Raw genomic sequence first — 13834 nt, forward strand, 5'->3', positions numbered from 1 at the left:
ACCCCGGGTCGGCCGATGGTAGCCCGGCCACCGGGACCGTGGAAGATCCAGTACGCCCTGACCTCGGGCTGCCGCCCCGGGCCGGGCCCGTCCTGATCGGACGGCTTCCGTCACCTACTGTCGCACGCCGTGGCCGGCGAGGAGGGCACGTACGCCGTCGAGATAGGTCCTCGAATCCGGGCCGGCGGCAAGGATCCGTTGCAGGGCGAAGCCGGGGATCAGGCCGAACAGGGCGGCACCGACCGCCTCGACGTCGGCGTCGGCCGGCAGCTCGCCGGCCTGCTGGGCCCGGCGGGCCAGTTCGACGAAGCGGGAACGGAAGCGGCCGTAGAGCCGGGCGACGAACTCGGCCAGCGCGGGATCGCGCAGCGACTCGGCCCACACCTGGATGGCGAGCGGGAAGACGCCGTCCGGGCCGGTCTGGGACTCGACGAACGCGAGCGCCCGGTCCAGCGCCTCGATCAGCGGCAGTGGCGGCTCGGCCGAGGCGAGCGTCTCGAAGAGCTGGTCGGCACCGTCGAGTACCGACTCGGCGATCGCGGTGACCAGCTCGTGCTTGCTGCCGAAGTAGCGGTAGACGGCGCCGACCGAGAGGCCGGCCTCGGAGATCACGTCCTGCATGGAGGTGGCGTGGAAGCCGTTGCGCAGGAAGCAGCGCCGGGCGGCGTCGAGGATCTGCCGTCGCCGGGCCGCGAGGTGTTCCTCGGATACGCGTGGCACGGCACACAGTGTAAAACGAACGCTCGTTCCTTGACTCGGTAATCGGCTGGGAGGACTCTGGGAATAAGAGAACGAGCATTCGTTTTAGGAGGAGTCCCGGAGATGGCCCATCCAGCGGAGACGACCCGCCCATCGGAAACGACCCGGCCATCGGCGCCGTCCGAGCCGCCCACCCCGACACAGCTGCGCCGGCCGCTGCCGGTGGCCGTACTGCTGGCCGTGGCGGTGGTGCTGTTGCAGTCGCTGCTCGTACCCCTCTTCGCCGGGCCGGCGGCGAACCTGGAGCCGCGCGACCTGCCGGTGGTCGTCGCGGGCCCGGCGCCGGCCGCCGACCGGCTGGTCGGGCAGCTCGACGCCGCCGCACCGGGCGCCTTCGACGTGACCCGGCTGCCCGACGGCGCGGCCGCCGACCGGGCGCTGCGCGACCGCGAGGCGTACGCCGCCTTCGTGATCGGCCCGGACGGCGCCACCCTGCACACCGCGAGCGCGGCCAGCCCCACCGTGGCGGCCCTGCTCACCCAGGCGGCCGGGGAGTTCTCCGGCGGCCAGCCCGTCCGGGTGGTCGACGTGGTGCCGGCGGACCCGGACGACCCCCGGGGCGCCGGCTTCGCGGCCGGCTTCCTGCCGCTCGGGCTGACCGGCATGCTGTTCGGGGCGCTGCTGGTGCTGCTGGTGGGTGGCCGGCTGGCCCGGCTGGCCGGGCTGGTCGGCTTCGGGCTGCTGGTCGGCGTCGCCGGCCCGCTGGTGCTCCAGGGCTGGCTCGGCCTGCTGCCCGGCGACGCCGTGACCGTCGGGGCCACCCTCGGGCTCGTCGGGCTGGCGACCGCGGCCACCGTGGCCGGGCTCGGCGCGCTGCTGGGGCGGCCGGGCATCGGGCTCGGCGCGATACTCGTCTTCCTGGTCGGCAACCCGCTCTCGGCGGTCGGCGCCGCACCGGAACTGCTGCCCCAGCCCTGGGGCGAGGTCGGTCAGTGGCTGCCGATCGGTGCCGGCGGCACCCTGCTCCGCTCCGCCGCCTTCTTCGACGGTGCCGGCGCCACCGCCCCGCTGCTGATCCTCGCCGCCTACGCCGCCGCCGGCCTGCTGCTCGTCGCGCTCCGGCGCGGGGCGACTTCGGGCAGGTAGTGATCTCGTTCGACCCGGGATGCCGCCACTTCCCGGACGGAGCATGATCCCCCCGTCGTCCGGGGCGGGGGGACGTGCGGTGGCGGGATGGGGGAGGATGGCCGCCGTGGAACCTCTCCGGCTGATACTCCTCTACGCCCACCTGATCGGTTTCGCCCTGCTGCTGGGTGGTGCCGCCGCCCAGTACGTCACCGGACGGATCCGGATCAACCCGCTGATGCTCTGGGGCGCCACCATCCAGGTGCTGACCGGCATCGGACTCTCCGCGCCGCTGCGCGACGGCGACGAGCCGTCACCGGCGAAGCTCGCCACCAAGCTGGTGATCGGGCTGATGATCTTCGTGATGGTCTTCTTCTCCCGGAAGCGGGAGGCGGTCAACCGAGGTCACTTCCTGGCGATCATCGGGCTGACCCTGGTCAACGCCGCGGTCGCGGTCTTCTGGCGCTGACCCGGGGCCGCTGACCCGGGGCCGCTGAGCCGTCGACCCGGCGTCGACCCGGCGTCGGGCCGGCTCCGGGCCGGCTCCGGCGCGGCGGTCGGCCGGGTCCGGCGGCGGTCGGCCGGGGCGGAAGGCCCGAAACGGGACGTCCCATAGGTCCAGGTCACGCATCGGGCGGGCCGGGAAGTGATGTCGCGCACCCTGAAGTTACGTAAGGGTAACGGGCGTTCAACAGTCAGGCACGATTGTCGGCCGGTGGACAGGCGCGGGCGTACGCTCCCGTCCGTAACGTGGGACAGCCGGCGGCAACGCGCAGGCCGGCTTAGGGCTGCCACCGCGGTGGGCGGTGTGCAATGGGAAGGAGACCGTCTTGCGCTCTGTGCGTGGGATGCGGATCGTCTCGGTATTCGCGGTGGGCGGGCTCGCGCTGGGCGCCGCCGCGTGTGGTGAGGCACCGAGCGATAGCAACGCGGGCGGCGCCGCGGCCGACAAGTACACCGCGTGCATGGTGACGGACGTCGGAGGCATCGACGACAAGTCGTTCAACACCTCCGCCTGGGCGGGCCTGGAGGCGGCCAAGGCCGCTGACAGCAAGATCGATATCAAGTACGTGGCGTCCAAGGCCGAGGCGGACTACGAGCCGAACCTGACCCAGTACGTCAACCAGGACTGCGACTTCATCCTCGCCGTCGGTGGCCTGATGGGCGAGGCGACCTCCAAGATCGCCAAGGCGAACCCGGACCAGCAGTTCGGCATCGTCGACGCGAAGCTGCCGGAGAGCAACGTCTTCCCGATGCAGTTCGACACCGCGCAGGCCGGCTTCCTCGCCGGTTACCTGGCGGCCGGGATGACCAAGACCGGCAAGGTCGGCACCTACGGCGGCATGAAGATCGGCCCGGTGACCATCTTCATGGACGGCTACGCCGACGGGGTGGCCCACTACAACAAGACCAAGGGCAAGAACGTCCAGGTGCTGGGCTGGAACAAGCAGACCCAGAACGGGTCGTTCACCAACGACTTCGTCAAGCAGGACGAGGGCAAGAAGGTCTCCGACACCCTGGTCGCCCAGGGCGCGGACATTATCATGCCGGTGGCCGGCGGCGCCGGTCTGGGCACCACGGCGGCGGCGCAGGCCTCCGCCGGCAAGTACTCGGTGATCTGGGTCGACGTCGACGGCTGCCAGAGCACCCCGAACTGCCCGGCCCTGATGACCACCGTGGTCAAGAACATCACCGACGCGGTCAAGGACGCCGTGGTGACGGCGGCCAAGGGCGAGAAGCTGGCGCACGACCCCGGCTACCTCGGCACCCTGGCCAACAACGGCGTCTCGCTGGCGCCGTACCACGAGTTCGACAGCAAGGTGCCGGCGGAGCTGAAGGCCGAGGTCGACAAGATCAAGGCTGACATCAGCTCCGGTGCGATCAAGGTCACCTCGGCCAGCCAGCCGAAGTGACCCCCGGGTCGACCGTCCGACCTGGTCGGGCGGTCGACCGGTACGGCTCCGACGCCGAGGATCCGGTCGCTCCGACCGTCGTGGAGACATATCTCCGCGCCGATCGGGGCGGCCGGTTTTCACGCCGGCCGGAGCGAGCCGACAGACCGGCCCGGGCGGGCCGAACAGCCCGCGGTGATCGACGGATGAGGCCCTGTCGACCCGGTCCGAGCAGCAGCTAGGCTGCACCATCGCCCGCACTCCAGGAGGTTGCGCTGAGACTCGAACTGCGCGGCATCACCAAGCGGTTCGGTGAGTTGGTCGCCAACGACCACATCGACCTGACGGTGGAGCCAGGAGAGATCCACGCGCTGCTCGGCGAGAACGGCGCGGGCAAGTCCACTCTGATGAACGTGCTGTACGGCCTGCTCCAGCCCGACGAGGGCGAGGTCCTGGTCGACGGCAGGCCGCTGAGGGCCAAGGGCCCCGGCGACGCCATCGCGGCCGGCATCGGCATGGTGCACCAGCACTTCATGCTGGTCCCGGTCTTCACCGTGGCCGAGAACGTGATGCTCGGCGCCGAGCAGGTCCGGGGCGGCATCGCCGGCTTCCTCGACCGGCGGCGGGCCCGCCGCCAGGTCACCGAGGTCTCCGGCCGCTACAACCTGCGGGTCGACCCGGACGCGGTGGTCGAGGACCTGCCGGTCGGCGTGCAGCAGCGGGTCGAGATCCTCAAGGCCCTGACCCGGGACGTCGACCTGCTCATCCTGGACGAGCCGACCGCCGTGCTGACCCCGCAGGAGACCGAGGAACTGCTCGGGATCATGCGGTCGCTCAAGGAGTCCGGCAAGTCGATCGTCTTCATCACGCACAAGCTCAAAGAGGTCAAGGCGATCGCCGACCGGATCACCGTGATCCGCCGGGGCCGGACCGTCGGCACCGCCAGCCCGAGCGCGAGCGAGGACGAGCTGGCCGCGCTGATGGTCGGGCGTACGGTCAACCTGACCGTGCAGAAGGCCGCCGCCGCACCGGGGGAACCGGTACTGGAGGTCGAGGGACTCGTCGTCGACGACGAGCGCTCGGTACGCGCCGTCGACGGCGTCGACCTGACCGTACGCGCCGGTGAGGTGCTCGGCATCGCCGGTGTGCAGGGCAACGGCCAGACCGAGCTGATCGAGGCGCTGATGGGGCTGCGCCCGGTGCTGCACGGCACGGTGAGCCTGGGCGGGCAGCGCATCGACGGCTGGCCGACCAAGCGGGTGCTGCGGGCCGGGGTCGGCTACGTCCCCGAGGACCGCAGCGTCGACGGGCTGGTCAAGGAGTTCAGCGTCGCCGAGAACCTGGTGCTGGACATCTACGACCGGCCGCCGTTCGGCTCCGGGCTGGTGCTCCGGCCGGACGCGATCACCGCCTCGGCGCGGGAGCGGATCCCCGAGTTCGACGTACGCACCTCGTCGGCGGAGGCGGCCGTCGGCACGCTCTCCGGCGGCAACCAGCAGAAGGTGATCATCGCTCGGGAGATGTCCCGGCCGCTCAAGCTCTTCGTGGCGGCCCAGCCGACCCGGGGCGTGGACGTCGGCTCGATCGAGTTCATCCACCGCCGGATCATCCACGAGCGGGACATCGGCACCGCCGTACTCCTGGTCTCCAGCGAGCTGGACGAGGTGATCGGGCTGGCCGATCGGATCGCGGTGATGTACCGGGGCCGGATCCTCGGCGTCGTCGGGCCGGACACCCCGCGCGAGGAGATCGGCCTGCTGATGGCCGGCATCACCGACGCCGCACCCGACGGCACCGCGGCGACAACCGACACCGCGGCGACAGCCGACACCGTCGGGGCAACCGACACCGCCGGCACCGCAGAGAACGCAACCCCCGACGGGCCGGTGACCCCGGCTCCCGACGTCGCTGGTAGCGAGGAAACCCGATGACCGACGTGAACGAGCCCGGCTCGCCGTCGCCGGAGAAGTCTCCGGCCGGGCAGCGGCCCGGCGCCGAGCCGGTGGGCACGGTCGGCACGGCCGATCCGTCCGGCGCCGGCACCGCAGCCGGTACGGCCGATTCCGGCGGTGCGTCGCCGGCCGGTTCCGGAGCCGCACCGGGCGGGCCCGGGGACGCGTTGACCGACCGGGACGGCGGCGGGCGGCAACTGCTCCGGGCGTTCGTGCACAACCTCTGGGCGGCCAACACCGTCACGGTCACCGTGCTGGCGATCGTGCTGGCCACGCTGATCGGCGCGGTACTGATCATCGTCTCCGACCCGGACGTGCTCGCCACCTGGGGTTACTTCACCGCCCAGCCATCCGACGCGCTCAACTCCAGCTGGGCCGTTGTCAGCGACGCGTACGCGAACCTGTTCAAGGGGGCGGTCGTCGACCCGGCGGCCGTGCAGGCCTGGGCGAACGGCACCGGCGGCTGGCAGCCGGTCTTCGCGCCGATCTCGGAGACGCTGACCTACACCGCCCCGCTGGTCTTCACCGGGCTGGCGGTCTCGCTCGCCTTCCGGGGCGGCCTGTTCAACATCGGTGCACAGGGGCAGGCCACCATCGGGGTGATCCTGGCCGCGCTGGCCGGTTTCCTGCTGCCGCTGCCGCCGGTGGTGCACCTGATCGTGGCGGTGCTGGCCGGCGCGCTGGGCGGGGCGATCTGGGGCTTCGTCCCCGGCTTCCTGAAGGCGCGTACCGGTGCGCACGAGGTGATCACCACGATCATGCTCAACTACGTCGCCATCTCCTTCCTGGCCTGGATCATCGTGCAGAACGGCGTACACGATCCGGACCGGACGGACGCGATCAGCCGGCCGGTGGACGGCTCCGCCCAACTGCCCCGGCTGCTCGGCAGCGACCTGCGGGTACACCTCGGCATCGTGCTGGCGGTCGCCGCCACCTGGGCGGTCGGCTGGCTGCTCAACCGCTCCACGTTCGGCTTCGAGTTACGCGCGGTCGGCGCCAACCCGGACGCGGCGCGGACCGCGGGGATCAGCGTCGGCCGGACGTACGTGCTCGTGATGGTGATCGCCGGGGCGCTCTCCGGGCTGGGCGGCGCGAACATGGTGCTCGGCACCACCGCCACCGCGCTCACCCCGCTGGTGGTCGCCCAGATCGGCTTCGACGGCATCCTGGTGGCACTGCTCGGCCGGGTGAAGCCGTGGGGGGTCGCGCTCGCCGCGCTGCTCTTCGGGGCGCTCCAGGCCGGCGGCAACCGGATGCAGTCGTACGCCAGCATCTCGCTGGAGCTGGTCACCGTGCTCCAGGCGCTGATCGTCATCTTCATCGCCGCGCCGGCACTGGTGAAGGCGATCTTCGCGCTCCGGGCCGCCCGGGCCGCCAGGTTGTCCACGAGCATGGCGAAGGGCTGGTAGCCCGGTGAGCGCGAGGAGTGAGCTTGCGAGCCCCGCAGTCGCGAACGGAAGGGCGGCGCCGGTGAGCGCGAGGAGTGAGCTTGCGAGCCCCGCAGTCGCGAACGGAAGGCAGCGCTGATGTCCACCATTGCTGTCGAGGAACTGGCCGTCACCGTACGGCCGGGCTTCTGGACCCGGGACCGTAAGGTCGGCGCCGGTGCCGTCCTGCTCGGGCTGGTCGCGGCGGTCCTCTTCGGTGCGTTGGCCACCGGCGAGGATGCCCGGTTCACCCTCAGCGAGGATGCCGGCGGCGCGGCGCTGGCCATCGACGGCACCGTCGGGGCGATCCTGTTCGGGCTGGTCGCGGCGGCGGCCGGCGCGGCGCTGCTGGCCGGGCTGCCGAAGCGCTGGTTCGTGCCGCTGCTCGGCGTGGCCGTGGTCGGGGTGGTGCTCTCCTTCCTCTGCTGGCAGGTCTCGGCCGCGCCGGCCGGGCAGAACTTCATGCCGCTGGTCAACATCGTCCGGGGTACCTTCATCCTGGCCCTGCCGCTGATCTTCGGTGCCCTGGCCGGGGTGCTCTGTGAGCGCTCCGGCGTGGTGAACGTGGCGATCGAGGGCCAGCTGCTGATGGGCGCCTTCGCCGGTGCCCTGGTCGGCACGATCGCGGCGAGCGCCTGGATCGGGCTGATCGCGGCGGCGCTGGGCGGGGCGCTGATCTCGCTGCTGCTGGCGGTCTTCACCATCCGCTACCTGGTCGACCAGGTGGTGATGGGCATCGTGCTCAACCTCTTCGCGGTCGGCCTGACCGGATTCCTCTACGAGCGGCTGATGCAGCCGGAGGCGGCGAAGTACAACCAGCCGCCGAGGTTCGAGGCGTGGCCGATCCCGGTGCTGTCGGACATTCCGGTGCTCGGGCCGGCGCTGTTCCGGGGCAACATCTTCCTCTACCTGGCGCTGATCCTGGTGGTGGTGATCCACGTCGCGCTGTTCCGTACCCGGTGGGGGCTGCGGACCCGCTCGGTGGGTGAGCACCCGACCGCCGCCGACACCCTCGGGGTGAAGGTACTGGCGCTGCGCTACCGCAACGTGCTGCTCGCCGGTATGGTCGCCGGGCTGGGCGGCGCCTCCTACACGCTGGCGCTCTACACCTTCAGCAAGAACATGATCGGCGGCAAGGGCTTCATCGCGCTGGCCGCGCTGATCTTCGGGCGGTGGAGTCCGACCGGTGCCCTGCTGGCGGCGCTCTTCTTCGGCTTCGCCGACCAGCTCGGCACCTATCTGGGCGCCATCGACAGCAGCATTCCGAGCGAGTTCCTGGCGATGCTGCCGTACCTCGCGACGCTGCTGGCCGTGGCCGGCCTGGTCGGCAAGGTGCGGGCGCCGGCCGCCGACGGCAAGCCCTACATCAAGGGCTGACCAGCGGCGGGGCAGGATGGGGGCGTGACGATGGAGATTGACTGGGCGAAGCTGCGGGCCGCCGCGACCGACGTGATGCGGCACGCGTACGCGCCGTACTCGAACTTTCCGGTCGGGGCGGCGGCGCTGGTCGACGACGGCCGGGTGGTGGTCGGCTGCAACGTCGAGAACGCCGGCTACGGGGTGACGCTCTGCGCCGAGTGCGGCGTGGTGTCGGCGCTGCACGCCTCGGGCGGGGGCCGGCTGGTCGCGCTGTCGTGCGTGGGGGCGACCGGCGAGCCGCTGATGCCGTGCGGGCGGTGCCGGCAGCTCCTCTGGGAGAACGGCGGGCCGGAGTGCCTGATCGAGGCGGATCCGGTGCCGCTGCGGATGGCGGAGCTGCTGCCGCACGCGTTCGGGGTGGAGGACCTGGAGGCGATCGCCGACTCGGTGAAGGTGCCGGCGGTACCGGAGGCGCTGGCCGCGTGGCGGGGCCGGGGGACCGTCTTCGTGCACCCGGACGTCTCGGGTGGGCGGCGGGTTTGGACCGGCTACTGGGAGCGGGCCGCCGGTGACGCCGAGGGGGCGCAGACCGGGGTACTCGAGGAGGCCCCGAGCTGGGACGACCCGGCCGAGGCGGTGAGCTGGGGGCAGGCGCGTACCCCCCGGGTGGTGGTGGTCGACGCCGACGGGGCGATGTTCTGGGCGGGTGAGGCGGAGCCGCCGGTCGAGATCCCGCAGCGGTGGGGCGGCTGAGCCCGGTCCGGGCTTCGACCCGAGTCCGATTCGGGGTTCGACCGGCAGTCCGGGTTTCGACAGGCAACTGGGAAGAGGAAGCAAGCTGTGGGTGGGTTAGCCGCGGTCGACGTGATCCGGGCGAAGCGGGACGGTGGGACGCTCTCCGACGAGCAGATCGACTGGGTGGTCGACGCGTACACCCGGGGGCGGGTCGCCGACGAGCAGATGTCGGCGCTGGCGATGGCGATCCTGCTCCGCGGCATGACGCCGGCCGAGATCGCCCGCTGGACCGCCGCGATGATCGCCAGCGGAGACCGGCTGGACCTCTCCGGGGTACGTCGGCCGACCGTGGACAAGCACTCCACGGGCGGGGTCGGCGACAAGATCACCCTGCCGCTCACGCCGCTGGTGGCGGCGTGTGGTGCCGCCGTACCGCAGCTCTCCGGGCGGGGGCTGGGGCACACCGGCGGGACGCTGGACAAGCTGGAGTCGATCCCGGGGTGGCGGGCCGCGCTCGGCAACGACGAGTTCATCGCCCAGCTGGGTGAGGTCGGTGCGGTGATCTGCGCGGCCGGCGAGCGGCTGGCGCCGGCCGACCGCAAGCTCTACGCGCTGCGCGACGTCACCGGCACGGTGGAGGCGATCCCGCTGATCGCCAGCTCGATCATGAGCAAGAAGATCGCGGAGGGTACCGGGGCGCTGGTGCTGGACGTCAAGGTCGGCTCGGGCGCGTTCATGAAGTCGGAGGCGGATGCCCGGGAACTGGCCCGGACCATGGTGGAGCTGGGCGGCGCGCACGGGGTGCGCACGGTCGCCCTGTTGACCGACATGTCGACGCCGCTGGGGCTGGCCGTGGGCAACGCGGTCGAGGTGGCCGAGTCGGTCGAGGTACTCGCCGGTGGCGGGCCGGCCGACGTGGTGGAGCTGACCGTCGAGTTGGCCCGGGAGATGCTGGTGGCGGCCGGGCTGCCGGACGCCGACCCGGAGCGGGCGCTGCGGGACGGCCGGGCCATGGACGTCTGGCGGGCGATGATCCGGGCCCAGGGCGGGGATCCGGACGCCCCGCTGCCGGTCGCCCCGGAGGTGGAGGTCGTCCGGGCGGACCGGGACGGCCACGTCGCCGCCGTCGACGCGTACGGGATCGGGATCGCGGCGTGGCGACTCGGCGCGGGACGGGCCCGCAAGGAGGACCCGGTCAGCGCCGGGGCCGGGGTGCTGCTGCACCGCAGGCCGGGAGATCCGGTACGCGCCGGTGAGCCGCTCTACGAGCTGCGGGCCGACGACCCGGGGCGGATCCCGGCGGCGCGCGCCGTCGCCGCCGAGGCGGTGTCGATCTCGGCCGAACCGCCGACCCTGCCGGCCCTGGTCATCGACCGGATCGGCTAGCCGTCCGCCGGGGCGCCACCACCGACGATCAGCTCCACTGACCGGGCCGGGTCCGGGCGCGACGCGGGCTCGTCCCGGTCAGCTTCCGCCGGTGCGGCTGCCACGCCGGGCGCCCATGGTGTACGGCCTGCCGACCGGCTATCCTCCGTCGCCGGGGGGTAGCACCGGGTGCGCGGTCGGCTCGACGACGGGCCACACCGCACGCGGTGCCGTGGGTGCCGTGCGCGCCCGAGGCGACTCCGACGTGACGGGAAACAGGCTGTGACCGTATCCGCTCCCGACCCCCAGGCGGTCCGGGCCGCCAACGTGACCGAGTTGCGGCGGTTGGGGCTGCCCGTGCCACCGGAGCAGTTTCCGTTGGTCTGGGAGCCGGGCGACGCGGTCGAGCTGCGACCCACCGCCGAGATCGAGGCCCGGACGGCGGTACTGCACCTGGTGCTGGCGCGCTGCTTCGGCATGCCGCCGGAGGCGGGGATGAGCTGGCTGCTCGGCTCGCACCTGGTGGAGGCGGTGACGCCGCCGGAGTGGCAGTTCGTGATGGGCAGCCGGGGCGACCACCGCTCCTTCGTACTGCACCACGACGCGGTCTTCGCGCTGGCCTGGGTACTCGGACTGAGCCGGCACCTGGACCCGACGGAGCCGAGCGACGAGCGGTTGATGGAGCGGCTGCCCAACCTGGCGGCGGGGGAGACCTTCGGCCAGTGGCGCTCCCGCACCCTGGCGGCGCCCCGGGACGCGGCCGAGGTCGCCGTCGTACTCGACTTCTACTACTGCCTGGACTGGGGTTACCTGGAGGCCGAGCAGGCGGGGCTGCAACTGCCCGGGATGATCGACAGCAACGCGATCGGCCAGCGGCGGTGGGCGCTGGAGTGGGCGGTGGTCTTCCACGGCCCGTTCCACGACCCGCCCGCCGGCTGGGAGGAGGTCGACCTCTCCACCTGACCCGCCACCTGACCCGCCGGCTCCGCCCGCCGGGTCGGCGGTCAGCGGGGGTGGTGGGCGGCCACCTGGACCGCTACGGTCACCGCGCTCGGTTCGGGGAGTTCGTCGATCCGCCGGCCGAGCCGGTCGGGGTCGGCGTGCCAGGCGCTCGGGCCCATCCCGACCAGGGTGCGGATCCCGGTCCGGTCGAGCCGGAGGGTGGCCCGGTGCACGGCCGTCGCGCCGGGCGTGAAGTGCTCGGCCAGGCTGCCGGCGACCCGGGCCTCCTTGGCCGGGTCGACCCGGAGCAGGCCGAGCCGGTCGACCAGTTCGCCGAGGTGCTCGGCGGTCGGCGTGACCACCAGCAGCGCGCCGTCGCCCCGGAGCACCCGGCGGAACTCCGCCCCGTTGCGCGGGGCGAAGACGTTCAACAGCAGCCCCGCGGTGCCGTCGGCGAGCGGCAGCCCGCGCCAGGTGTCGCAGAGCGCCGCACCGGCCCGGGGGTGCGCCCGGGCGGCCCGGCGCAGCGCCGGCTTGGAGACGTCCAGGGCCAACCCAACGGCGGCGGGGAGCGCGTCGAGCACCGCGCCGAGGTGCCGGCCGGTGCCGGCGCCGGCATCCACCACAAGTTCCGGGTACGTCTGCGGCGCCGGCCCGGCGACCGCCCTGGCGAGGTCGGCGAGTGCGGTCGAGATCAGGTCGTAGTGGCCGGCGGCGAGGAACTCCTCACGGGCGGCCACCATCGCCGGGCTGTCCCCGGAGTGCGTGGCCCGGCCGGCGCTCAGGTTGACGTACCCCTGCCGGGCCAGGTCGAAGCTGTGCCCCACCGGGCAGCGCAGCGCGACCGCCGCGGCGGGCGGTACGGCGGCCAGCGGCCGGGCGCAGACCGGGCAGCGGAGCCGCCGCAGGACCTCGGGTGGCACCCCGTCACGATAGTGCGCGACCTGGCCGGGGCCGGCGGTGGTGCCGCCGCTGGTCGCGGTGGCCGGGCCACTAGGGTCGGGGCATGGCGGCAATCGGCTACGAAGAGATCGTCCGGGTACCCAAGGCGCTGCTGCACGACCACCTGGACGGCGGGCTGCGCCCGGCGACGGTGGTCGAACTCGCCGAGGCGGTGGGGCATCCGCTGCCCACCACCGACCCGGAGGAACTCGGCCGGTGGTTCGTGGAGGCGGCCGACTCGGGCTCGCTGGAGCGCTACCTGCAGACCTTCGCGCACACCGTGGCGGTGATGCAGACGGCCGAGGGGCTGCGCCGGGTGGCCGCCGAGTGTGCCCTGGACCTGGCCGCCGACGGGGTGGTCTACGCGGAGGTACGGTTCGCGCCGGAGCAGCACCTGGAGCGGGGGCTCGACCTCGACGGCGTGGTGGAGGCGGTGCTGGCCGGCTTCGCCGAGGGTGCCGCCGAGGCGGCGGCGCACGGGCACCCGATCCGGATCGGCACGCTGCTGACCGCGATGCGGCACGCCGCCCGCTCGCAGGAGATCGCCGAGCTGGCCGTCCGGCACCGGGACACCGGTGTGGTCGGCTTCGACATCGCCGGTGCGGAGGCGGGCTTCCCGCCCACCCGGCACCTGGACGCCTTCGAATACCTGCAACGGGAGAACTTCCACTTCACCATCCACGCCGGTGAGGCGTTCGGGCTGCCCTCGATCTGGCAGGCGATCCAGTGGTGCGGCGCCGACCGGCTGGGGCACGGGGTACGGATCGTCGACGACATCACCCCCGGGGACCACCGGCCGGTGCTGGGCCGGCTCGCCGCGTACGTGCGGGACAAGCGGATCCCGCTGGAACTCTGCCCGTCGTCCAACGTGCAGACCGGTGCCGCCCCGTCGATCGCGGAGCACCCGATCGGGCTCCTGCGCGATCTGCGGTTCCGGGTCACCGTCAACACCGACAACCGGCTGATGAGCGGTACCTCGATGTCCCGGGAGATGGCGCTGCTGGTCGAGGCGTTCGACTACGGCTACCCGGAGTTGCAGTGGTTCACCATCAACGCGATGAAGAGCGCCTTCATCCCGTTCGACGAGCGGCTCGCCATCATCAACGAGGTGATCAAGCCGGCGTACGCCAAGCTGTCGTCCTGACGGGTGGGCCGATCCGGCCAGGTGCGGATCGGCCACCGAGTCGGGGCGTTGTCGCACGATTTCCGGTCTGCTATCTCTTTTGGTCGGGAAAACTGCCGGGGCGGTCAGCCGGGCTGCCCAGGCGGCCATTCGGTGGTCCGCACGGAGCGCGTAATCCGGCACTTCGACCTTGCCGTGCCGGACCGGTCGGGCAATGGTTCTCTGCGCCTGCGAGCGCCGGCCTTCCGGTGACACCGGAGCCGAACGCAGCCA

At 72.5% G+C, this 13834-nt stretch carries 12 protein-coding genes; 10 read left to right on the plus strand and 2 right to left on the minus strand.

What is annotated here, in order from left to right; genetic code table 11:
• Positions 1–114: 114 nt before the first annotated feature.
• Complete coding sequence (locus C6W10_RS09580) at positions 115–720, minus strand: TetR/AcrR family transcriptional regulator (RefSeq protein WP_199853334.1); 606 nt, start codon at positions 718–720, stop codon at positions 115–117.
• Between the two features lie 102 nt (positions 721–822).
• On the opposite strand from C6W10_RS09580, the gene C6W10_RS09585 reads away from it, so the two are divergent.
• The 9 genes from C6W10_RS09585 (at position 823) to C6W10_RS09625 (ending at position 11517) form a co-directional block, all read left to right on the plus strand.
• On the plus strand, positions 823–1845 hold the full coding sequence (locus C6W10_RS09585) for a hypothetical protein (protein ID WP_234361682.1): 1023 nt from the start codon (positions 823–825) through the stop codon (positions 1843–1845).
• Positions 1846–1951: 106 nt separating this feature from the next.
• Complete coding sequence (locus tag C6W10_RS09590; protein WP_107263797.1) at positions 1952–2293, plus strand: hypothetical protein; 342 nt, start codon at positions 1952–1954, stop codon at positions 2291–2293.
• Between the two features lie 379 nt (positions 2294–2672).
• Positions 2673–3737 (plus strand): BMP family protein, encoded by a 1065-nt coding sequence (locus C6W10_RS09595; protein WP_107257767.1) that lies wholly within the window; start codon positions 2673–2675, stop codon positions 3735–3737.
• A gap of 296 nt (positions 3738–4033) precedes the next feature.
• Positions 4034–5647, plus strand: coding sequence for an ABC transporter ATP-binding protein (locus C6W10_RS09600; RefSeq protein WP_369938148.1), 1614 nt, complete (start codon positions 4034–4036; stop codon positions 5645–5647).
• Positions 5644–7077, plus strand: a complete 1434-nt coding sequence (locus tag C6W10_RS09605) for an ABC transporter permease (RefSeq protein WP_107257769.1) — start codon at positions 5644–5646, stop codon at positions 7075–7077. Before C6W10_RS09600 ends, C6W10_RS09605 begins: the two co-directional genes overlap by 4 nt.
• A 117-nt stretch (positions 7078–7194) precedes the next feature.
• Complete coding sequence (locus C6W10_RS09610; protein ID WP_107257770.1) at positions 7195–8472, plus strand: ABC transporter permease; 1278 nt, start codon at positions 7195–7197, stop codon at positions 8470–8472.
• A gap of 30 nt (positions 8473–8502) precedes the next feature.
• Positions 8503–9207, plus strand: coding sequence for a cytidine deaminase (locus C6W10_RS09615; RefSeq protein WP_107263798.1), 705 nt, complete (start codon positions 8503–8505; stop codon positions 9205–9207).
• Positions 9208–9294: 87 nt separating this feature from the next.
• A complete protein-coding gene (locus C6W10_RS09620) occupies positions 9295–10575 on the plus strand; it encodes a thymidine phosphorylase (protein WP_107257771.1) in 1281 nt (426 codons plus the stop codon).
• Between the two features lie 261 nt (positions 10576–10836).
• Complete coding sequence (locus tag C6W10_RS09625) at positions 10837–11517, plus strand: DUF4272 domain-containing protein (protein WP_107257772.1); 681 nt, start codon at positions 10837–10839, stop codon at positions 11515–11517.
• Positions 11518–11558: 41 nt separating this feature from the next.
• On the opposite strand, the gene C6W10_RS09630 is transcribed toward C6W10_RS09625, so the two are convergent.
• Complete coding sequence (locus C6W10_RS09630; RefSeq protein WP_107257773.1) at positions 11559–12419, minus strand: putative RNA methyltransferase; 861 nt, start codon at positions 12417–12419, stop codon at positions 11559–11561.
• 83 nt (positions 12420–12502) lie between these two features.
• On the opposite strand from C6W10_RS09630, the gene C6W10_RS09635 reads away from it, so the two are divergent.
• Positions 12503–13582, plus strand: coding sequence for an adenosine deaminase (locus tag C6W10_RS09635; RefSeq protein ID WP_107257774.1), 1080 nt, complete (start codon positions 12503–12505; stop codon positions 13580–13582).
• The last annotated feature ends 252 nt before the right edge of the window (positions 13583–13834 follow it).

It is taken from the genome of Plantactinospora sp. BB1, assembly GCF_003030385.1.
Classification (GTDB): Bacteria; Actinomycetota; Actinomycetes; order Mycobacteriales; family Micromonosporaceae; genus Plantactinospora.

What these genes read in the sequence shown, in the direction of transcription:
- C6W10_RS09585 (WP_234361682.1), top strand. Translation starts at nt 823, where the DNA reads ATGGCCCATCCAGCGGAGACGACCCGCCCATCGGAAACGACCCGGCCA.
- C6W10_RS09595 (WP_107257767.1), top strand. Translation starts at nt 2,673, where the DNA reads ATGCGGATCGTCTCGGTATTCGCGGTGGGCGGGCTCGCGCTGGGCGCC.
- C6W10_RS09605 (WP_107257769.1), top strand. Translation starts at nt 5,644, where the DNA reads ATGACCGACGTGAACGAGCCCGGCTCGCCGTCGCCGGAGAAGTCTCCG.
- C6W10_RS09610 (WP_107257770.1), top strand. Translation starts at nt 7,195, where the DNA reads ATGTCCACCATTGCTGTCGAGGAACTGGCCGTCACCGTACGGCCGGGC.
- C6W10_RS09615 (WP_107263798.1), top strand. Translation starts at nt 8,503, where the DNA reads ATGGAGATTGACTGGGCGAAGCTGCGGGCCGCCGCGACCGACGTGATG.
- C6W10_RS09635 (WP_107257774.1), top strand. Translation starts at nt 12,503, where the DNA reads ATGGCGGCAATCGGCTACGAAGAGATCGTCCGGGTACCCAAGGCGCTG.